Origin of the sequence: Streptomyces sp. NPDC102270 (assembly GCF_044766405.1) — a bacterium.
Classification (GTDB): Bacteria; Actinomycetota; Actinomycetes; order Streptomycetales; family Streptomycetaceae; genus Streptomyces.
The window spans coordinates 26,566-46,068 of sequence record NZ_JBIWLX010000037.1 but is presented as its reverse complement, the minus strand read 5'-3'; the positions used below and the strand labels follow the sequence as shown (position 1 = coordinate 46,068).

The 19,503-nt window shown below is 70.6% G+C and carries 15 protein-coding genes; 8 read left to right on the top strand and 7 right to left on the bottom strand.

What is annotated here, in order from left to right; translation table 11 throughout:
- Window positions 1–426: 426 nt before the first annotated feature.
- Both ACIRP7_RS43375 and ptsP read left to right on the top strand, forming a co-directional pair.
- Window positions 427–876, top strand: coding sequence for a PTS glucose transporter subunit IIA (locus tag ACIRP7_RS43375; protein ID WP_403671866.1), 450 nt, complete (start codon window positions 427–429; stop codon window positions 874–876).
- An 81-nt stretch (window positions 877–957) separates the two neighbouring features.
- A complete protein-coding gene (gene ptsP / locus ACIRP7_RS43370; protein ID WP_352389884.1) occupies window positions 958–2,628 on the top strand; it encodes a phosphoenolpyruvate--protein phosphotransferase in 1,671 nt (556 codons plus the stop codon).
- A 70-nt stretch (window positions 2,629–2,698) separates the two neighbouring features.
- Here ptsP and ACIRP7_RS43365 read toward each other — a convergent pair whose 3' ends face one another.
- Together ACIRP7_RS43365 and ACIRP7_RS43360 are read right to left on the bottom strand one after the other, a co-directional pair.
- Window positions 2,699–3,592, bottom strand: coding sequence for a hypothetical protein (locus ACIRP7_RS43365; protein ID WP_403671862.1), 894 nt, complete (start codon window positions 3,590–3,592; stop codon window positions 2,699–2,701).
- A gap of 245 nt (window positions 3,593–3,837) precedes the next feature.
- Window positions 3,838–5,805 (bottom strand): acetoacetate--CoA ligase, encoded by a 1,968-nt coding sequence (locus tag ACIRP7_RS43360; RefSeq protein WP_403671859.1) that lies wholly within the window; start codon window positions 5,803–5,805, stop codon window positions 3,838–3,840.
- Window positions 5,806–6,017: 212 nt separating this feature from the next.
- Between ACIRP7_RS43360 and ACIRP7_RS43355 the strand changes: the two genes are divergently transcribed.
- Window positions 6,018–8,384 (top strand): glycoside hydrolase family 31 protein, encoded by a 2,367-nt coding sequence (locus ACIRP7_RS43355; RefSeq protein ID WP_403671852.1) that lies wholly within the window; start codon window positions 6,018–6,020, stop codon window positions 8,382–8,384.
- A gap of 3 nt (window positions 8,385–8,387) precedes the next feature.
- Here the strand turns inward: ACIRP7_RS43355 and ACIRP7_RS43350 are convergent, their stop codons facing one another.
- Window positions 8,388–8,924, bottom strand: a complete 537-nt coding sequence (locus ACIRP7_RS43350) for an NUDIX domain-containing protein (RefSeq protein ID WP_403671849.1) — start codon at window positions 8,922–8,924, stop codon at window positions 8,388–8,390.
- A gap of 135 nt (window positions 8,925–9,059) precedes the next feature.
- Here ACIRP7_RS43350 and ACIRP7_RS43345 point away from each other — a divergent pair, with 135 nt between their 5' ends.
- From ACIRP7_RS43345 to glpK, 4 genes are all read left to right on the top strand, one after another.
- Window positions 9,060–9,485, top strand: coding sequence for a Zn-ribbon domain-containing OB-fold protein (locus ACIRP7_RS43345; protein WP_403671878.1), 426 nt, complete (start codon window positions 9,060–9,062; stop codon window positions 9,483–9,485).
- Window positions 9,482–10,672 carry a lipid-transfer protein gene (locus tag ACIRP7_RS43340; RefSeq protein WP_403671875.1) on the top strand — a complete coding sequence of 397 codons (1,191 nt, stop codon included), beginning with the start codon at window positions 9,482–9,484 and terminating at the stop codon, window positions 10,670–10,672. Before ACIRP7_RS43345 ends, ACIRP7_RS43340 begins: the two co-directional genes overlap by 4 nt.
- Window positions 10,673–11,421: 749 nt before the next feature.
- A complete protein-coding gene (locus ACIRP7_RS43335) occupies window positions 11,422–12,147 on the top strand; it encodes an MIP/aquaporin family protein (RefSeq protein ID WP_403671846.1) in 726 nt (241 codons plus the stop codon).
- Window positions 12,148–12,212: 65 nt separating this feature from the next.
- The gene (glpK, locus tag ACIRP7_RS43330; protein ID WP_403671843.1) at window positions 12,213–13,724 is read left to right on the top strand and encodes a glycerol kinase GlpK; all 1,512 of its coding nucleotides are present in this window, start codon (window positions 12,213–12,215) and stop codon (window positions 13,722–13,724) included.
- Between the two features lie 81 nt (window positions 13,725–13,805).
- On the opposite strand, the gene ACIRP7_RS43325 is transcribed toward glpK, so the two are convergent.
- The 4 genes from ACIRP7_RS43325 to ACIRP7_RS43310 all read right to left on the bottom strand — a co-directional run bounded on the left by ACIRP7_RS43325 (window position 13,806) and on the right by ACIRP7_RS43310 (window position 18,527).
- On the bottom strand, window positions 13,806–14,411 hold the full coding sequence (locus tag ACIRP7_RS43325; RefSeq protein ID WP_403671840.1) for a GTP-binding protein: 606 nt from the start codon (window positions 14,409–14,411) through the stop codon (window positions 13,806–13,808).
- A 256-nt stretch (window positions 14,412–14,667) separates the two neighbouring features.
- On the bottom strand, window positions 14,668–15,063 hold the full coding sequence (locus tag ACIRP7_RS43320; protein ID WP_403671837.1) for a DUF742 domain-containing protein: 396 nt from the start codon (window positions 15,061–15,063) through the stop codon (window positions 14,668–14,670).
- A gap of 9 nt (window positions 15,064–15,072) precedes the next feature.
- The gene (locus tag ACIRP7_RS43315; RefSeq protein ID WP_403671834.1) at window positions 15,073–15,495 is read right to left on the bottom strand and encodes a roadblock/LC7 domain-containing protein; all 423 of its coding nucleotides are present in this window, start codon (window positions 15,493–15,495) and stop codon (window positions 15,073–15,075) included.
- Complete coding sequence (locus ACIRP7_RS43310) at window positions 15,492–18,527, bottom strand: nitrate- and nitrite sensing domain-containing protein (RefSeq protein ID WP_403671831.1); 3,036 nt, start codon at window positions 18,525–18,527, stop codon at window positions 15,492–15,494. The genes ACIRP7_RS43315 and ACIRP7_RS43310 overlap by 4 nt, the downstream gene beginning before the upstream one ends.
- 429 nt (window positions 18,528–18,956) lie before the next feature.
- Here ACIRP7_RS43310 and ACIRP7_RS43305 point away from each other — a divergent pair, with 429 nt between their 5' ends.
- On the top strand, window positions 18,957–19,496 hold the full coding sequence (locus ACIRP7_RS43305; RefSeq protein ID WP_403671872.1) for a hypothetical protein: 540 nt from the start codon (window positions 18,957–18,959) through the stop codon (window positions 19,494–19,496).
- Window positions 19,497–19,503 lie beyond the last annotated feature (7 nt).

Sequence of the window (19,503 nt, the reverse complement as noted above, 5' to 3'; positions counted from 1 at the left end):
TATCAACATATCTGGCGTTGATTTTTGGCACGCTGTTGAGTTCTCAAGGAACGGACGCTTCCTTTGTACTCACCCTCTCGGGCTTTCCTCCGGGCGCTTCCCTTCGCTGTTCCAAACTCTATCAGTGTTTTTCCGGCCCCCTGACCACCCTCCTGCAGGCATGCAGAAGATGATCCGAAGTTAGGATCTGACAAGTTGGATGCCACCGGGCGAGGGCGCATGGTCGCGCCACTCAGCCTCAAGCAGGAGTACGACTGTACACGGGGCCTCGGAGACGGTGCAAATCGATGGGACTGGTGGTCTAGACCACTAGCCGGTATCTTCCGTGCGGAACGCTCAGTTCATCTGACATACGCTGCTGGACAGAGTCGTCCGAGACAGGCAGTGGCGGCCCATATACGCAGCTCCACCCCTGGGAGGCTTCCCATGACCACCGTGACGTCCCCTCTTGTAGGACGCGCCATCGGACTGGCCGCCGTGCCGGATCCGGTCTTCTCCGGGGCCATGGTCGGCCCGGGTACAGCGATCGATCCCGTGCGCGAACCGTCCGAGGCCGTCGCGCCCGTCGACGGTGTGATCGTCTCGCTCCACCCGCACGCGTTCGTCGTCGTGGACGAGCAGGGACACGGCGTGCTCGTCCACCTCGGCATCGACACCGTGCAGCTCAACGGAGAGGGTTTCGAGCTGCTGGTGAACAAGGGCGACACCGTCGTGCGCGGTCAGGCGATCGTGCGCTGGAACCCGGCTGCCGTCGAGGCCGCCGGCAAGTCCGCGGTCTGCCCGGTTGTGGCGCTGGAGGCCACGGCCGAGGCCCTCTCCGAACTCCGTGACAACGGCGATGTGAAGGCCGGCGACAGTCTCTTCGTCTGGAAGTGACGTCAGAGCCGTCCTACGCGGCAAGCAGGGAAGACAACCACCGCGGCGGCGGGACCTGCCGCACTACCGGAGACGGGTGAAATGGAGACAACGCTGCGAGGCGTCGGCGTGAGCCACGGTGTGGCGATCGGCGAGGTTCGGCACATGGGGACGGCGGTGCTTGAGCCGCCTGCCAAGCAGATTCCGGCGGAGGACGCGGAGCGCGCACAGGGGCGTGCGCGCAAGGCTGTGGAGGCTGTGGCGGCCGACCTGATGGCGCGCGGCAATCTGGCGGGGGGCGAAGCCCAGGCCGTGCTCGAAGCGCAGGCCATGATGGCCCAGGACCCCGAGCTGATGGCCGATGTGGACCGGCGGATCGCCGTCGGCAGCACGGCCGAGCGTGCCGTGTACGACGCGTTCGCCGCCTACCGCGAGCTCCTGGCGGGCGCGGGTGAGTACCTGGCCGGTCGCGTCGCGGACCTCGACGACGTGCGGAATCGTATCGTCGCCCGTCTGCTCGGGGTGCCCATGCCGGGTGTCCCGGACAGTGACGAGCCCTATGTACTGGTGGCGCGTGATCTCGCGCCCGCCGACACCGCTCTGCTGGACCCGACGCTCGTTCTGGGTTTCGTCACCGAGGAGGGTGGACCGACCAGCCACAGCGCGATTCTGGCGCGGGCGCTCGGTGTGCCGGCCGTCGTGGCGCTGCCGGGTGCCGGTGAGCTGGCCGAGGGCACGGTCATCGCTGTCGACGGCAGCACCGGTGACATCTTCGTGAACCCGAGTGACGAGAAGAAGGCCGAGCTGGAGGCCGCTGCCGCCGAGCGCAAGGCCGCGCTCGCCGCGTCGACGGGTCCGGGTGCCACTGCCGACGGCCACAAGGTGCCGCTGCTGGCCAACGTGGGCGGTCCGGCGGACGTACCCGCCGCGGTCGAGGCGGGGGCCGAGGGTGTCGGACTCTTCCGTACCGAGTTCCTCTTCCTCGACGACAGCAAGAACGCTCCGTCCGAGGAGAAGCAGGTCGAGGCGTATCGCCAGGTCCTCGAGGCATTCCCCGAGGGGCGTGTGGTCGTCCGTGTCCTGGACGCGGGCGCGGACAAGCCGCTGGACTTCCTGACGCCGTCCGACGAGCCGAACCCGGCGCTGGGCGTGCGTGGTCTGCGGACGCTGCTGGACCACCCTGACGTGCTGCGCACCCAGTTGACGGCGCTCGCGAAGGCCGCCGAGGGGCTGCCGGTCTATCTCGAGGTCATGGCCCCGATGGTGGCGGACCGTGCCGACGCCAAGGCGTTCGCCGACGCGTGCCGTGCGGCCGGGTTGCGGGCCAAGTTCGGCGCGATGGTCGAGATTCCCTCGGCCGCGCTGCGGGCGCGGTCGATTCTGCAGGAGGTCGAGTTCCTGTCGCTGGGGACCAACGACCTCGCGCAGTACACCTTCGCCGCCGACCGTCAGGTGGGTGCGGTGTCCCGGCTGCAGGATCCGTGGCAGCCCGCGCTGCTCGACCTGGTCGCGCTGTCCGCCGAGGCGGCGAAGGCCGAGGGCAAAAGCTGTGGCGTCTGTGGTGAGGCCGCGTCCGACCCGCTGCTCGCCTGTGTGCTGACCGGTCTTGGTGTCACATCGCTTTCCATGGGTGCGGCGTCTCTTCCTTATGTCCGAGCGGCGTTGGCCAAGTACACGCTGGCTCAGTGCGAGCGTGCCGCCGCCGCCGCGCGGGCCGCCGACAGTGCCGAAGAGGCACGTGCCGCGGCTCAGGCGGTGCTGTCGGGCGAGTAGTCGGAACCGGATCGGCGGCTGACGGCTTCCGGAGGGCGCTCCACCTGTGGGTGGGGCGCCCTCCTTGTGTTCAGTGACTGTGCCGCGGAGTCTGTCCTTCCGGTCCGAGGTCGGGAGGCACGCAGTAGTCGACATCCGATTCCGGGGAGATCAGATCGCCGGATTCGATGTCGGTGCAGTAGGCGTCGAAGACCTCTCCGGCGGTGAGGGGTTCGAGGCCGTCGCCGCGCAGGCGCCAGCCGTAGATGCGGTCGGTGGTTCCGGGGGCGCTCGTACGCATGACGAGTCCGCCGGGGCACTGGGTGGCGAGGCCGAGTGCGAGGACCGTGATGAATTCGAGGGCCTCGGCCTCGTCGAGTTGTACTGCTCCGTCGGTGTCCTCGTCGGAATGGAGGACGGCGACGAGGGTTTCCGGGGTGCCGGTGATGCTGCAGACGAGGTGGTGTTCGCCCGGCCGGGCTGTGTCGAGGATCCGGACGAGGAGGTCCGAGGCGCGGGTGAAGGCCGCGCGGCCGATGTCCTCTCCGCAGGAACCGCAGGTGCCGAGACGGGCGAGGAGGGTGGTCGCGTACTCCCAGGTGGCCTGGCGGACGGCCTCGTCCACGAGAGCGGGTACGAGGTCGGTGAGAGGCTGGCCCTCGTACGGGAGCGTCGGTCCGGTGTTGGCGAGTTCGGCGGTGAAGCGTGTGCGGCTGGACGGGATGTCCGGGTTGAGGCCCGTCTCCTCGCAGAACTCGGCGTATTCCTGAGGGTCGAAGAGGGCCACGGTGGTGTGGCTGCCCTGTGCGGCGCGGGTCCTCAGGAGGTCTTCGACCTGCTGAAGGTAGGTCGCGTGGTCGTCGAAGGTGAAGCTGCGGTAGCGCCGCATGGCGCGGAAGTCGTGTTCGTCGGTGAGCAGGCCGATGGTGCCGGCGATTTCTCGGCGCAGAACGCGTCGCATCGTCTGGTGGTCGGTGTGCGCCATATTTCCCCCTGTGCGCAGTCGATCATTGCTCACTCACAGTAACTGGCGGCACTGACAATGAGGGGTTGAGTGAAGCGTCCTCGAACCATTCGGTGACGGATTGCGCAAGTCAGAGCGATAACGGTGTCGAAGCTGGCCCCAGCTTGCCGGTCGGGCGGCGATAGCCGCGGTGACCGTGAGTAGGTTGGTGCTGCCCTGGGCCAGAGAAATCTCCGAGACGTGCCTACGGCGGTTGACCCGCCCCGTCAGGCGCGTTTGCGGGCCAGGTCCTCGTAGAAGTGGAGCAGGTCGAGGTTGTCGATGGAGCCCGGGTTGACCGCCTTCTCCAGCGAGGTGCCCTGGAGGAGGCGCTTGACGGGGACCTCGATGCGCTTGCCGGTGAGTGTGTGCGGGATGCCGGGGACCTCGATGACCTCGTCCGGGATGTGGCGAGGGGAGAGGTTCTCGCGGATGGTCCGCTTGATGCGGTCCAGGAGTGCCTGGTCGAGGACGGCTCCCGGAGCCAGGTGCACGAACAGCGGCATCCAGTAGCCGCCGTCGGGCTGCTCGATGCCGATGACCAGGGATTCCTTGATCTCGGGGAGCCGCTCCACGGCCTCGTAGATGTCGGCCGAGCCCATGCGTACGCCCTGGCGGTTGAGCGTCGAGTCGGAGCGGCCGTGGATGACGACCGAGCCGCGCGAGGTGAGGGTGATCCAGTCGCCGTGCCGCCACACTCCGGGATAGGTGTCGAAGTAGCTGTCGTGATAGCGGCTTCCGTCGGGGTCGTTCCAGAAGTGGATCGGCATCGACGGCATGGGGTTGGCGACGACGAGCTCGCCGACCTCGTCGATGAGGGGCTTGCCGCTCGGGTCCCAGGACTGCAGGTCGGTGCCCAGGCTCGGCGCCTGGAGCTCGCCGATGTGGACGGGCAGGGTCGGTACGGCGCCCGCGAAGCACGAGCACACGTCCGTGCCGCCGCTGACGGAGGCGATCCAGAGGTCCTCGCGGACCTCGTCGTGCAGCCAACGGAAGCCGTCGGGCGGGAGCGGGGAGCCAGTGGTGGCCACGCACTTCACCTTGGAGAGGTCGAAGTCACGTCCTGGGTGCACGTCGGCCTTGCGGCAGGCCATGACGTACGCGGCCGAGGTGCCGTAGAACGTGGCGCCCGTGCGTTCGGCGACCCGCCACTGGGCGCCCGTGTCGGGATAGCCGGGGCTGCCGTCGTACAGGACGACGGTCGTGCCCGTGAGGAGGCCGGAGACGAGGAAGTTCCACATCATCCAGCCGGTGGAGGTGTACCAGAAGAAACGGTCCCCAGGGCCGAGGTCGCAGTGCAGGCCGAGCTGCTTGAGGTGCTCGACGAGGATGCCGCCCTGGGACTGGACGATCGCCTTGGGCAGGCCCGTCGTGCCCGAGGAGTAGAGCACCCACAAGGGGTGCGCGAAGGGCACCTGCTCGAAGACCGGTTCCGTGTCCGCGCGCGTGAGGTCAGCCCACTCCAGGGCGCCCTCGGGAGCCTCGGTGCCGAGGAGGGGGATGTGGACGACGGCGCGCAGGGAGGGCAGTTCGCGGCGGAGTTCGGTGACCGTCTCGCGGCGGTCGTGCTCCTTGCCGCCGTAGCGGTAGCCGTCGACGGTGAACAGGACGACCGGTTCGACCTGCTCGAAGCGGTCCAGGACGCTGCGGGCGCCGAAGTCGGGGGCGCAGGAGGTCCAGACGGCGCCCACGGCGGCCGTGGCGAGGAGGGCGACGACGGCCTGCGGGATGTTCGGGAGATAGCCGCTCACGCGGTCGCCGGGCCGGACGCCGAGGGCGCGCAGCTCGGCGGCCAGGGAGCCCACCTGGCGGCGCAACTCGGACCAGGTCACCGGGGTCGGCTCATGGGTCTCGTCGACGGACAGGAGGGCGGGTTCGTCCGCGCGGGTCTCGGCCGCGCGCAGGGCGTGTTCGGCGTAGTTGAGGGTGGCGCCGGGGAACCATTCGGCGCCGGGCATGGAGCGGTCGCCGAGCACGCGCGCGTAGGGCGTCGAGAACCGTACGTCGAACCATTGGGTGACGGCTTCCCAGAACGGCTCCAGCTCGTCCACGGACCAGCGGTGGAGGACTTCGTAGCCTCCGTCGGCCGGGGCGCCGTGATGCTCGGCCGCCCATGCCTGGAACCTGGTGACCTGGGACCGGGCGATGCGCTGCGGGTCTGGCTGCCAGAGCGGCTGGGGATTCACGGTCGACATGGGGGCTCCCGGACTGTGCGCGTCGTGTGCGTCTCCCGCGCACGGGCCAGGGGTGTGCGCGTGACGCGGCTGACAGGGACGATGCCATGTGATCAACTTCTACGCCAGGGTGCGGCCCACATAGTCCGTGTCGTGAAGATGTGGCCCCGGCATGGGTGAACGGCAGCTGAACGGCACACGCGGGTGGGGCAGTGAGTGGCAGGGTGAGCAGCATGAACGGTCGTGACCTGGTGCGTTCGATGAAGGCGGTCGTTTCGGTGGGGGCGCCCCAGGGGTTGCGTACCGTGCGTGCCGCGTGGCGCAGGAGGCGCACCGACGCCGTCGGGCTGCCGGTGCGGAGGGCCGAGCGGGCGCGGGTGCCGGGGCCGGTGCAGGACGCGGAGCCGGGCCCGGGCGGGGGTGTCGTCCGGTTCAGCCGCTCCGAGCTGCGGATCGTCGTCGCGGTGAACGGGGCGGTCTTCTGGGGGTGGGACGGCGCCGAGCCCGAGCCGTCGTACGCGCTGGCGGGCCGCTGTCCGGAGCCGGATCCCCGGGCGGTTCTGGAACCTGACAAGGACGGCGGCTGGCGGGTCGTGGCCGAGCGCGCGACGGTCGTGGTGTCGCGGCACGGGGCCGTCGAGGTGCTCACGCCCGGCGGGGTGACGCTGCGCCGGGATCTGCCGCCCCGCTGGTGGGAGCCGGTGGGCGGGGGCGGGGCGCGCTGGGTGCAACGGTCGGAGGTGGCCGCCGACGCCCGGTTCTTCGGGCTGGGTGGACGGGCCTCGGGGCCTCGGCTGCGGGACGGGACGTATCGGCTGTGGAACACCGACCCCGGGCGGCCGTTCGGGCGGGCGGACGATCCGCTGTACGTCACGATGCCGGTGCAGCTGGTGGTGGCCGACGCCGCCACCCATCTCGTGTTCCACGACAACTCGTGGGACGGCACCGTGACCTTGCGGGAGGGTGAGGAGGGCGCCGGTTCCGGGCACGACCGGGTGGGGGTGTCCGAGCTGCGGATGGCCGGCGGTCCACTGCGCTGCTGGGTGGTGGTGGGCACTCCCGCGCGCGTGCTGCTCGCCTGGGCCTCGCTGACCGGGGCGCCCGCGCTGCCGCCGTCCTGGGCGCTCGGCCATCAGCACGCCCGCTGGGGCTTCGGCAGTGAGCAGGAGGTGCGGCGGATCGTCGCCGGGTACCAGGAGCGCGGGCTGCCGCTGGACGCCGTGCACCTGGACATCGACCACTACGAGGAGCATCAGGTGTTCACGGTCGACCAGGAGCGCTTCCCCAAGCTGCCCCAACTGGCCGACGAACTGCGGCGGGACGGGATCCGGCTCGTGTCGATCGTCAACGCGGCGATCAAGGCCGCGCCGGGCAACGCCGTCCATGACAGCGGTACGGCCGAGGACGTCTTCGTGCGGGACGCGTCGGGGCGGCTCGTGGAGGGGGTCGGGCGGCCCGGTGGGGTGGTCTATCCGGACTTCACGCACGCACGCGTGCGTGCCTGGTGGGGTCGCCTCTACCAGGAGAGGCTCACAGCGGGGTTCACGGGCTTCTGGCACGACATGAACGAGCCCACGTCCTTCACCGCGTTCGGGGAGTCCACCCTGCCGCGGTCGGCCGGGCACGCCCTGGAGGGCCGCGGCGGTGACCACCGGGAGGCGCACAACCTCTACGCGCTGTGCATGGCCCAGGCGGGGTACGAGGGTCTGCGCGAACTCGTGCCGGACGAGCGGCCTTTCCTGTTCTCGCGCTCGGGATGGGCCGGCATACAGCGATACGGCGGCACCTGGTCCGGTGACGTGGCCACCGGCTGGCCGGGTCTGCGGGCCTCGCTGTCGCTCGTGATGGGGCTGGGGCTGTGCGGGGTGCCGTACTCGGGGCCAGACGTGGGCGGTTACGACGGGCACCCGTCGCCCGAGCTGTATCTGCGCTGGTTCCAGCTCGGCGCCTATCTGCCGCTGTTCCGTACCCACGCGAGTCTGCGTGCGGGGCGCAGGGAGCCGTGGGAGTTCGGAGCCGAGGTGCTGGAGCACGCACGAGTGGCGCTCGTGGAACGCCGGCGGCTGCTGCCGTACTTCATGACGCTCGCACAGCTGGCCCGGCGTACCGGCGCGCCTTATGTACGGCCCTTGTGGTGGTCCGCGCCCGAGGACCGTGCCCTGCGGGACTGCGAGGACGCCTTCCTGCTCGGTGACTGCCTGCTGGTGGCACCGGTGCTCGATCCGGGCAGCGACCGGCGCGCGGTGCAGCTGCCGCGGGGGCGCTGGTACGACACGACCACGGAGCAGGTCTACGAGGGGCCGGGGCAGGTCCTTGTCGACGCTCCGCTGTCGCGGATCCCGGTGCTCGCGCGCGCGGGTGCCGTCATTCCGGTGCGGGCGGAGGACGGCGGAATCGAACTGGAGGTGTGGGCACCCGCCCGGGGGCGGAGCGGGGGTGGGCTGGTGGTCGAGGATGCGGGCGACGGGTGGGCCGAGCCGGAGATCGAACGTTACGTCGCCCGCTGGGAGGGCCGGAAGGTGGTCGTTCAGCGGGAGGGCGAGGACGGCTTGGGCGAGCCGTCCCACCCGGTGCGGCTGCGCGGGCTGGGAGCGCGCTGAGATTCAGAGGTAGCGGCCCTCGAACCAGGCCCGTACGGCCAGCGTGTGCAGTGGGAAGGCGAGCTCCTCGGGCCGGCGCAGGAGATGCCAGCCCTCCGTCTCGTCGGTGGCGGCGGACTGCGGGAGACCGTCGGCGGGACGTTCCGGCAACGCCCCGAACAGCAGCAGGTGGCCGTCGGACGAACTCAGCGCGTCGACGAGCCGTACGTCGCGGGTGGCCGCGTCGATGCCGGTCTCTTCCTTGAGTTCGCGGACCAGGGCGTGCCGCCAGTCCTCGCGGTGGTCGATGTACCCGCCGGGCAGCGCGATGCCTCCGCGCGCGGGAGCGATGGTTCGGGTGATGACGACCAGGGCGGTTCCCTGGGTGTCGTAGACGGGCTGGAGTGCGACGGCGACCGGCAGGGGGTTGCGGTACGCGACGGTGTTGCAGACGGGACAGGTGCGGGGCCAGCCCGCGACACCCTCTCCGTAGGGCGCTCCGCAGCTCGAACAGTGGGAGCCGGCTGCGGAGTTGGGGGTGGAGTGCTGAGTTTCGGACACGCCGCGGACTGTATCCGATCATCAGGTTCTCCGGTTCGTCGGGCCCTCTGCCTGTTTGCGGCCGCCCGTGCGACACTCCTGACGTTCCGTCAGATCCTGCCCTCGGGAGGGGCTTTGCCGCGTACACGTACACCTGTGGTCGCCGGGTGGTTCGCCGGTGACGGAGACGACTTCACGCTCGTCGGTACCCGCTGCTCCGCCTGCGCCTCGGTCTTCTTCCCGCGCGAGGACGGCTGGTGCCGCAACCCCGGATGCTCCGGTGGCGATCTGGCGGAGATTCCCCTTTCGCGGCGCGGTCGCGTCTGGTCGTACACGGACGGCCGGTACCGGCCGCCGTCACCGTACGTGACCGATCCGGAACTTCCGTGGGTGCCGTACACGTTGATCGCTGTGGAGCTGGCCGCCGAGCGGATCGTGGTGCTGGGGCAGGCGGTTCCCGGGGTCACGGTCGCCGATCTGACCGTGGGCGCGGAGGTGGAGGTCGTCCCCGGTGTGCTCCATGAGGACGGGGAGACGGTCTGGACGACGTGGCAGTGGCGGCCGACGGGGGCGAGGGCATGACGGGCGAGGTGGCGGTGCTCGGCGCGGGGATGCACCCGTGGGGCAAGTGGGGGCGAAGTTTCGTCGAGTACGGCGTGGCGGCTGCGCGCGCGGCGCTGGCCGACGCCGGCCTGGAGTGGCGGGACATCGGATCGATCGTCGGCGCGGACACCGTGCGGGGCGGCTATCCGGGCCATGTGGCGGGGGCGACCTTCGCCAAGGCGCTGGGCTGGCAGGGGGCTCGTGTTGCCAGCGTGTACGCGGCGTGTGCGTCCGGGGCGCAGGCCGTGGCGGCCGCGCGGGCGCAGATCCTGGCGGGGCTGGCCGACGTGGTGCTCGTGGTGGGGGCCGATGCCGCTCCCAAGGGGTTCTTCCGGCCCGCGGGCGGTGACCGGCCCGACGATCCGGACTGGCTGCGGTTCCGGGTTCTCGGCGCGACCAACCCGACCTACTTCGGGCTGTACGCGCGCCGGCGCATGGCCGTGCATGGGGACACGGTCGAGGACTTCGCGCAGGTCAAGGTGAAGAACTCGGCACTGGGCGCGCTGAATCCGTACGCGCGGTACCGGAAGCGGGTCAGTGCGGAAGAGGTCGCGGCCTCCGCCGTGGTGGCTGATCCGTTGCGGCTGCTCGACATCTGCGCCACCTCGGACGGCGGGGCGGCGCTGGTGCTCTCCAGCATGGAGTTCGCGCGTCGCAGGGGCGTTGCCGAGCCCGTGCGGATCAGAGCGGTGTCGACGGTGACGCCGACGTATCCGAACACGGTGCTGGATCTGCCGGACATCGCGACGGACTCCGCCGCCGCGGTCGAGCCCGCCGCCGAGACGTTCCGTGCGTCGATCGCGCGCGCGGCCTACGAGGAGGCGGGTGTCGGGCCGGAGGATCTCTCTCTCGCCGAGGTCTACGACCTTTCCACCGCTCTGGAGTTGCAGTGGTACGAGGATCTCGGGCTGTGCGGGGAGGGCGAGGGCGCGAAGCTCCTGCGCGAGGGGGCGACAGCGCCGGGCGGGCGCATACCCGTCAACATGAGCGGTGGGCTCGCCTCCTTCGGCGAGGCGGTGCCGGCCCAGGCGATCGCCCAGGTGTGCGAACTCACCTGGCAGCTACGGGGCGACGCGGGTGACCGGCAGGTCGAGCACGCGCGCGTGGGGATCACCACGAACCAGGGGCTGTTCGGGCACGGCTCGGCGGTGATCGCCGTGCGGTGACGGGGAGCCGGGCTCGACCCGCTGACGCGGTTTCCCTGGTTCTGATGCCGGCAGGTCAGCGATGGGGCAGGGTTCGCGGCGGGCGACGAGGTCATCCGCGCGGTGGGGCGGGCGGGCCGGTCCGCCGCGTTCGGCACCGCGCGCGTGGGGGCACCTTGGCGGGACGGCTTCCCGAGGCTGACCGGACCGGAGGAACTGGCTTCCGCCGACCACCTCCGTGCCGGACGCACCCTGGGCCACGGGCGGCGGAGTACCGGACACAGGCGGCTTCGACGGGGTACGCGGCGGCAGAGCCTAGGAAGGGGCCGAAGGCGCATCCGCAAAGCGCCGTCCGGCTCCCTCAAAGCTCGGCCGGGCCTGCGCCCGTTGATCGAGGCAGAGCGGTGGCAGAGCACAGGAAGGGACCGAAGGCGTATCCCGCACAGCGCCCTCCGGCTCGCACCAGGCTCGGTCGGGCCTGCGCCCCGTTGCCCGAGGCGGTTCCGCAGGCCGTGCCAACCGTTGTCGTCGGCGACCTTGACGCCCCTCGGGGCCCGGTGAACACTTCCCGTGTCGGTCGACATCGCCGTACATTCTCGGCGTTCCAGGCACCACGCCGCGCGGGCCCCCACGAGCCAAGGCCCATACCCCCACGGGCGATTCGGCTGCGACGGCACGCTCGTCGCGGACGCCGGGCGGGGCGCGGGATCCTCCTGCCCTCGGCAGTTCGCCAAGGGAACCGCACCCGCACGCAGGGCCTAGGAGCCGCCATGAGCAACGGAGACGTATTCCTCGGTGAGGTCATCGGTACGGCGATTCTGATCCTCTTCGGCGCCGGCGTGGTCGCCGCCGTCGTACTCAACCACTCCAAGGCGAAGGACGCCGGCTGGGTCGTCATCGCGTTCGGCTGGGGCTTCGGCGTGCTCGCCGGGGCGTACACCGCCGCCCCGCTGTCCGGCGGGCATCTCAACCCCGCCGTGACCCTCGGGATCGCCGTCGACACCGGGGACTGGGACCAGGTTCCCGTCTACATCGCCGGGCAGATGGTCGGTGCCATGCTCGGGGCGGTCCTGTGCTGGCTGGTCTACTACGCGCAGTTCCGGGCCAACGCCGAGGAGGAGCTCGCCCAGCCCACGCTCGGGATCTTCTCCACCAGTCCCGCGATCCGCAATCCCGTGGCGAACCTGGTCACCGAGATCATCGCGACCGTCGGCCTGGTCCTGCCGATCCTCGCCTTCGGCCTCACCAAGGGCCTCGGCGAGTCCGGTACCGCGGTCCTCGTCGTCGCCTTCCTGGTGGTCGGCATCGGTCTGTCGCTCGGCGGGCCCACCGGGTACGCCATCAACCCGGCCCGTGACCTGGGCCCGCGCATCGTCCACACCCTGCTGCCGATCCCCAACAAGGGCACGTCGGACTGGGGTTACGCGTGGATCCCGGTGGTGGGACCGCTGATCGGCGGGGCGCTGTCCGGGGTGATCTTCAACGCAGCCTTCTGAACACGCCTTGTGGAACGCAGCCCTTGTGAAACGCAGCTTGGGCAGGAATCGACGAAGGGGACGTCATGACGGACAAGTTCGTCGCCGCTATCGACCAGGGCACCACCTCGAGCCGTTGCATCATCTTCAACCAGGACGGCGCGATCGTGGCCGTCGACCAGCGCGAGCACCGCCAGATCTTCCCCAAGCCCGGCTGGGTGGAGCACGACGCCACCGAGATCTGGTCCAAGGTGCAGGCCGTGGTCGCCGGGGCGATCGCCAAGGCCGGGCTGCGCGCCGACCAGCTCAGCGCGCTGGGCATCACCAACCAGCGTGAGACGACCGTCCTGTGGGACCGCGCCACGGGCAAGCCCGTGCACAACGCGATCGTGTGGCAGGACACCCGCACCGCGGCCCTGACCCACCAGCTCGGCGGCTCGGACGGCCAGGACCGTTTCCGCGAGCAGACCGGGCTGCCGCTGGCCACCTACTTCTCGGGGCCGAAGGCGGCCTGGCTGCTCGACAACGTGCCGGGGCTGCGCGCGCGTGCCGAGAACGGCGAGATCGCCTTCGGCACCATCGACTCCTGGCTGATCTGGAACCTCACCGGCGGCACGGACGGCGGTCGGCACGTCACTGACGTGACCAACGCCGGACGGACCATGCTGATGAATCTGGAGACGCTCCAGTGGGACCAGTCCATCCTGTCCGCGATGAACGTGCCCGACGCCGTCCTGCCCGAGATCAGGTCGTCCGCCGAGGTCTACGGCACCGCGGTCGGCCAACTCGCGGGCGTGCCCGTGGCGTCGGCGCTGGGCGACCAGCAGGCCGCGGTGTTCGGGCAGGCCTGCTACGACGTGGGCACGGCGAAGAACACGTACGGCACAGGGTCCTTCCTGCTGCTCAACACCGGTAACCGGCCGGTGCCGTCGAAGAACGGGCTGTTGACGACGATGGGCTACAAGATCGGCGGTGAGGCACCGGTCTACTGCCTGGAGGGGTCCATCGCCATCACGGGCGCCCTGGTCCAGTGGTTCCGCGACCAGCTCGGCATCATTCGTACCGCCGACGAGATCGAACCTCTCGCGGCCAGTGTCGAGGACAACGGCGGTGCGTACATCGTGCCCGCCTTCTCGGGCCTGTTCGCGCCCTATTGGCGTTCGGACGCGCGCGGGGTCGTCACGGGCCTGACGCGATACGTCACCAAGGCGCACCTCGCGCGGGCCGTACTGGAGGCGACGAGCTGGCAGACGCGCGAGGTCGTGGACGCCATGTACCAGGACTCCGGGGTGCAGATCACCACCCTGAAGGTGGACGGCGGCATGACCAAGAACAACCTGCTCATGCAGCACCAGGCGGACGTGCTCGACGTGCCGGTGGTCCGGCCGAAGGTGTCCGAGACCACGTGTCTCGGCGCCGCGTACGCGGCCGGGCTCGCCACGGGCGTGTGGAACGACCTGGACGAGCTGAAGTCCCACTGGCAGAAGGACGTCGAGTGGACGCCGAACATGGAGGCGTCCGTGCGGGACCGCGAGTACCACAACTGGCACAAGGCCGTGGAGAAGAGCTTCGGCTGGGAGGAGGACGGCGAGAACTAGGCACGCGCGCGTGGTGCCGTCGAGCCGCGGCCCGTACCCCTGTCGGCGGGGGTAGGGGCCGCTCCCCGCCGCTCCCCCGCCTCAGGTGGTGACGGTCTGACGGTGGCGCGCCGAGTACGCCATCGCGTGCTGGACGACGCCTACGAGGACGTTCTTGACCGACTGCTTGTCCCGGGCGTCGCACAGCACGATCGGTACGTCCTCGTCGAGGTCGAGGGCCTGCCGTACGTCCTCCTCGGGATAACGGACGGCGCCCTCGAAGCAGTTGACGCCGACGAGGAACGGTATGGAACGCCGCTCGAAGTAGTCGACGGCGGCGAAGCAGTCCTCCAGGCGGCGCGTGTCGGCGAGCACGACGGCTCCCAGCGCGCCCTCGGACAGTTCGTCCCACATGAACCAGAACCGTTCCTGCCCGGGTGTGCCGAACAGGTACAGCACCAGGTCCTCGCGCAGGGTGATGCGCCCGAAGTCCATGGCGACGGTGGTGGTCCGCTTGCCCTCGACACCGCTCGTGTCGTCGATCGGGCGTCCTGCCTCGGTGAGCAGTTCCTCGGTGCGCAGCGGCCTGATCTCGCTGACCGCGCCCACGAACGTGGTCTTGCCCACGCCGAAGCCGCCGGCCACCAGGATCTTGAGCGTGACGGGCTCGACCGGCGGCTTGCCGCGCTCAGAACGCCCGAAGATCATTGGTCTCTTCTCCTGCTTGCTGGGGGTCGGGTCGACGGCGGACCATGGCCTTTGCTTTCCAGGACGACGTCAGTGGCGACGGCGTCCACGGGTTACCCAGGTGTGCCAGCGTGTCGTCACGTCCACCTCCGCGGAGGGTCGTCGACGATCGGTCAGATCATATCGGCAGGCGCGTTCCGGCGTTCGCCACGCCCGGACGCCACCCGTGAGCGCCGCGCTACGCTCACGGAGGGGCCCGGGTGGTCGGGGCGGCCGGTCACAGGGCCCGGAGTCCGTCGATCACGTCGCGCAGGATGCTCTCGTCCGGAAGCTCGGCGGGCGGCACCGGCCGGTTCACATGGACCCACTCCGAGGCGACGAGGTCGCCTATGAGGACCCGTACGACCCCGATGGGCAGGTCGAGTTCGGAGGACAGCTCGGCGACCGACTGCGGGGTGTCGCGGCACAGGTCGACGATGTCCACGTGCTCGGGGGACAGCGAGTGGTCCCCTTCGGGGTCGTCCGCGTGGGCTTCGGCCACGACGACCGCGATCAGGTCGAGACGGTGCTGACCAGCACTTGTGGTGCGGCCACGCGTCATGGCGTACGGACGGACCACCGGTCCGGCCTCGTCGTCGAACCAGTGGCTTCTTCCCTGACCGTCTGTGCTCATGCCATCTCACTACCCGCCCTGAGGCAGATCGGTGCGTGGAGCGGCACCGAGATGCACACCGACCCGCTTGACCAGGAGCGTCATCTCGTACGCGACGAGACCCACGTCCGAGTCGGCGTCCGAGAGGACGGCGAGGCAACTGCCGTCGCCCGCGGCCGTTACGAACAGGAAGGCGTCGTCCAGTTCCACGACCGTCTGCCGGACATTGCCCGCCTCGAAGTGCCGGCCCACGCCCTTGGCCAGGCTGTGGAACCCGGACGCCACGGCGGCGAGGTGCTCGCTGTCCTCGCGGGTCAGGTCCCTGGACACGCCGGTCGGGAGGCCGTCGCTGGAGAGCACGAGGGCCTTGCGGATGCTCGCGACGCGATCCACCAGGTCGTCGAGGAGCCAGTTGAGCTCGCCGGACTTGTCGGTCGCCTTCGGTGCGGTCATCGACCGTCCCCCTTAGTCGTTCGTTGTGGTGCTGTGCCGCCGGACGTGTCGTCGCCCTCGGCGTTCTCCTCACGGCCGCGCTGCCAGCCGCGCTGGAGCGAGGCCATGCGGCTGCGTACCTCGTCGGCGTCCCGCTCGGCGGGCTCCGCCTTGTTCTGGGGGCGCCGCTCGGGGGCCTGCTTGAGCTGTGGGGCCAGGTTGGCCTGTCGTACGCGGCGGGGCAGCGGAGCGCTGCCGGTGCCCGCCTCGGCGGGCTCGCGGGCGGCGCCGAGGGGCGGCCTGCCCGAGCCGGACGCACCGGAGGCACCGCGGGCGGACTCGCCCCAGCCGGGCCGTACGGCGCCGCCCGGGGCGGAGTCGGTCACGTCGTTGCTCCCGAGGGCGTCCACGGCCGGACCTACGGCGCCGAGAGCGGACGTGTCCGAGCGCGGCCCGCTGGTGGCACCGGTGGCCGGGTCGTCCGCGACCGGGCCGCTCGACGCGATCTCGGCACGCCGGGTGCGCCGTGGCAGGGCGGGGGCGCCGGGGGCCTCGCCGGGTTCACGGCCCGGGAATGCCGAGGAGGTCGGTGTCTGCGTCAGCTCGTCGAGGCGGTCGGCCACGCCGGTGCTGCGCCGCAGGGCCGCGGCACGGCGGCGGCTGGGCAGGGTCGGGGGTTCGGAGTGTGCGGGTCCCGGCACCGAGGGGGTGGCCTGCGCCCGGGACGCGCCCGGACCGGTCACCGGTGGCCGGGCCGTCTCCTCGCGTCCCGTCCGCTCGTCGGTGACCGGGCGTCCGTGGGAGCTGACCAGCTTGGGGGTACGGCGGCGGGACAGGGACACCGGGGCGTCCGGGCCGTCGTCGCCGATGTCCACCCCGTCGGTTCCAGGGACTTCGTCGTCGACCTGGGCCAGGGAGCGGCGCGGTCGGAACAGTCCGCCGCGCTCGCTGTCCTCGGATTCGAGCACGCCCGGGAGATCGCTCAGGGTGTCCAGGTCGACGGGCGCCTCCAGTTCGACCGGGCCGTCCAGGATCGCGGGCGGCATGCCCGGCAGCTGGGCCGGTCCCCGGGTGAGCGCGACGCGCCGCGACTGCTCCAGTTCGGCCTCCTTCGGCGGCCGGGGGCGGTCGAGGCGGAAGCCGATGCCGTTGGTGTCGGGGACGTCGTCCGTCAGCAGCGCTTCGGGGATGAAGACGACCGCGGTCGTGCCGCCGTACGGCGAGGGCTGCAGCGAGACCCTGACGTTCTGCCGCTGGGCGAGTCGGCTGACCACGAAGAGCCCCAGCCGGTCGGTGTCGGACAGCTCGAACTCCGGGGTCTCGGCGAGCCGGAGGTTGGCGTCCAGCAACGCGTCGGCGGCCATGCCGAGTCCCCGGTCGTGGATCTCCAGGGTGAAGCCGTTGGCGACGCGCTCGCCCAGGACCTGGACGGCGGTGTGCGGCGGGGAGAACACCGTGGCGTTCTCCAGGAGTTCGGCCACGAGGTGCGTGAGGTCCGCGACGGCCGGGCCGGTCACGGCGACCCGGGGCAGCCTGCGGACCTCGATGCGCTCGTAGTCCTCGACCTCGGCGACGGCGGCGCGGACGACGTCCATGAGCTGGACGGGTTTGCGCCACTGCCGGGAGGGGGCCGCGCCGGAGAGGATCACCAGGCCCTCGGCGTGCCGGCGCATACGGGTCGTCAGGTGGTCGAGGCGGAACAGGTCGGCGAGCTCGTCGGTGTCCTCGGTGCGGCGCTCCATGGTGTCGAGCAGGGTGAGCTGCTTGTGCAGCAGGACCTGACTGCGACGGGCGAGGTTGACGAAGACCTCGGAGACACCGGCGCGCAACTCGGCCTGTTTCACGGCGGCTTCGACGGCGGCGCGCTGGAGGGTGTTGAGGGCCTGGCCGACCTCACCCATCTCGTTCTTGTCGTACTCCAGGCGCGGGACCTCGGTCTCGATGTCGACCTGTTCGCCCACGGAGAGGCGGCGCATCACGCTGGGCAGCCGTACGCCGGAGGCCTCATGGGCTTCCAGACGCAGTTGCCTCAGGTCGCGGATGAGGCCGCGGCCGACGCGCACGGAGAGGACGAGCGAGAAGAGCAGGGCGATCAGACCGAGGACGCCGACAGCGGCCGCCTTGATGATGACGCCCATCGCGTCCGGCCGGACGCGGTCCTGGAGGCGGTCGCCCGCCTGGTCGTCGAGCTTGGCGAGTTCGTCGAGCGCGGTGCCCGCGGCGGCGTCCCAGCTCTTGGCGCTCACACTGCGGGCCGTGCCGGGCTCCGCCCTGGCGACGGACTGCTCGGCGGAGCGCAGCGGAGCGGTGGCGGCGTTCTTCCAGAAATCCTCGTAGCGGTCGCGCTCCGAGGCCGGCAGCACTCCCAGGCTGATCTCGTACATCAGGTTCCGCTGGGCGACGAGGTCGGAGACGTCACGGATCTCGTCGCGGGTGAGCTTGCCCACCACGAGGGCGGAACCGAGAAGGGCGTCCTCGCGGGAGAGCAGTTCGCGGGCCCGGGTGACGTTGACCAACGCCCGTGCCTGCTTGTCCAGTTCCACGTTGTCGATGCCGTCGAGGGTGGCGAGGAGGGCGTGGGCGGGGTCGACAAGGCGGTTGTACTGGTCGAGGGCCTGGAGCCGGGAGACGGTGCCGTCCTCGACACCGCGGCGCAGCGAGTCGATGCCGTCGAACGCGTCCAGGACGGCGGTGAGGCGCTCGTCGTCGTCCTGGTCCATACCGTCGCGGACATCGGGATCGCGCGCGTTGCGGCGGAACTTGGCGATGGCCTCGTCGGAGGCGGTCCTTGTGCTGCGCAGCGCGGACAGGGCGTCCGACGCGCGCGGGTCGGCCAGGTAGACGAGCGTCTGGCGGCGTTCCTGCTGGAGCACGCGCACGGTGTCCTCGGCGGGATAACCGATCTTCTCCGTGACGGTGGACACCTGGAAGAGCTGGGCGACTTCACGTCCCGTCAGCACTGTGACGAAGCCCCACACCGCGATCAGGGACACCAGCGGCACGAGAAGCAGCGCCACGATCTTCCGGCGGATGGACTTCCCGCGAAAGCGCATGGCCTCCCCCAGCTCGACCCCCGCCGGCCGGGGGTACACATGTACGTCAACAAACGGCGCGAGCCTACTACCGACGCACGCGTAACTCGAAGTTGCGTCCGGCACCCGAACTTCTGCTCCGACATCGAGACATCGGGAGTTGTCCCCCCATTACGGGAGTTTGCCTCCTGCGACCAGGCGAGTCGTGTCGGACCGGAACCGATCGGCCAGGGCAGGTGGTTGGCTGGATTTTTTCGTTTCTTTGACGTGGCGGGGGAATCTTGAAGGAGTCTTGTTCGTCCTTCTCTTCGGGAAATGGCGGTGGATTCGGCCACAGGAGCCGCATCTGCAACTGGGCGGCGTAAAGCAGCGCAAGCCGGGCAGCCACCTTGAAGCCCGGTTGACGCACACCGGGTCAAGGGAACTGCCGGCGGTGGGGAGTGACACGTGATGGGCACGGCGGAACGACAGGAGGCGCCGGGAATCGGCGTGGAGACAGCGAGTCCGGCGGCGCCGCGGCGCCCCGAACCGCGGGTTCTCGGCATACCGGCGGAGCCGGACGTGCCGAGAAGGCGTGCCGCGGCCCGGGAGGAGCCGTACCGGCCATTGTGGGTCGAGGAACCCGCTCGCAGGCGTCGGCTGCCGGATCCGGTGCGGACCTCCGCGGTGCGGGCGGTGCTCATCATCGCGGTGACCCTGCTTCAGGCGATGGTGGCCTTCCTGTGCACCATGGCCGGATCCTGGCTGGCGTTCCCGATGGTGCTCAGCAGTGTGGCGAGCACCGTGGTGGCCACCTGGGCCGCCCTGGACGTCTGGGTGACCCGCCAGGTGTGGAACCAGCGCCACGGCGTCGTGTCGGCCCCGAGCAGCACGGCGCGTGCCCTGCGGCGCGAGCGGCGCAAGGCCCGTCGGCACGCGCGGGTCACCGCGCGGGCGCAGGCGCGGATACGTCGGCAGGGCGGCGGCGCGGGGCAGCTGTCCCACCCCTGAGCCGGAC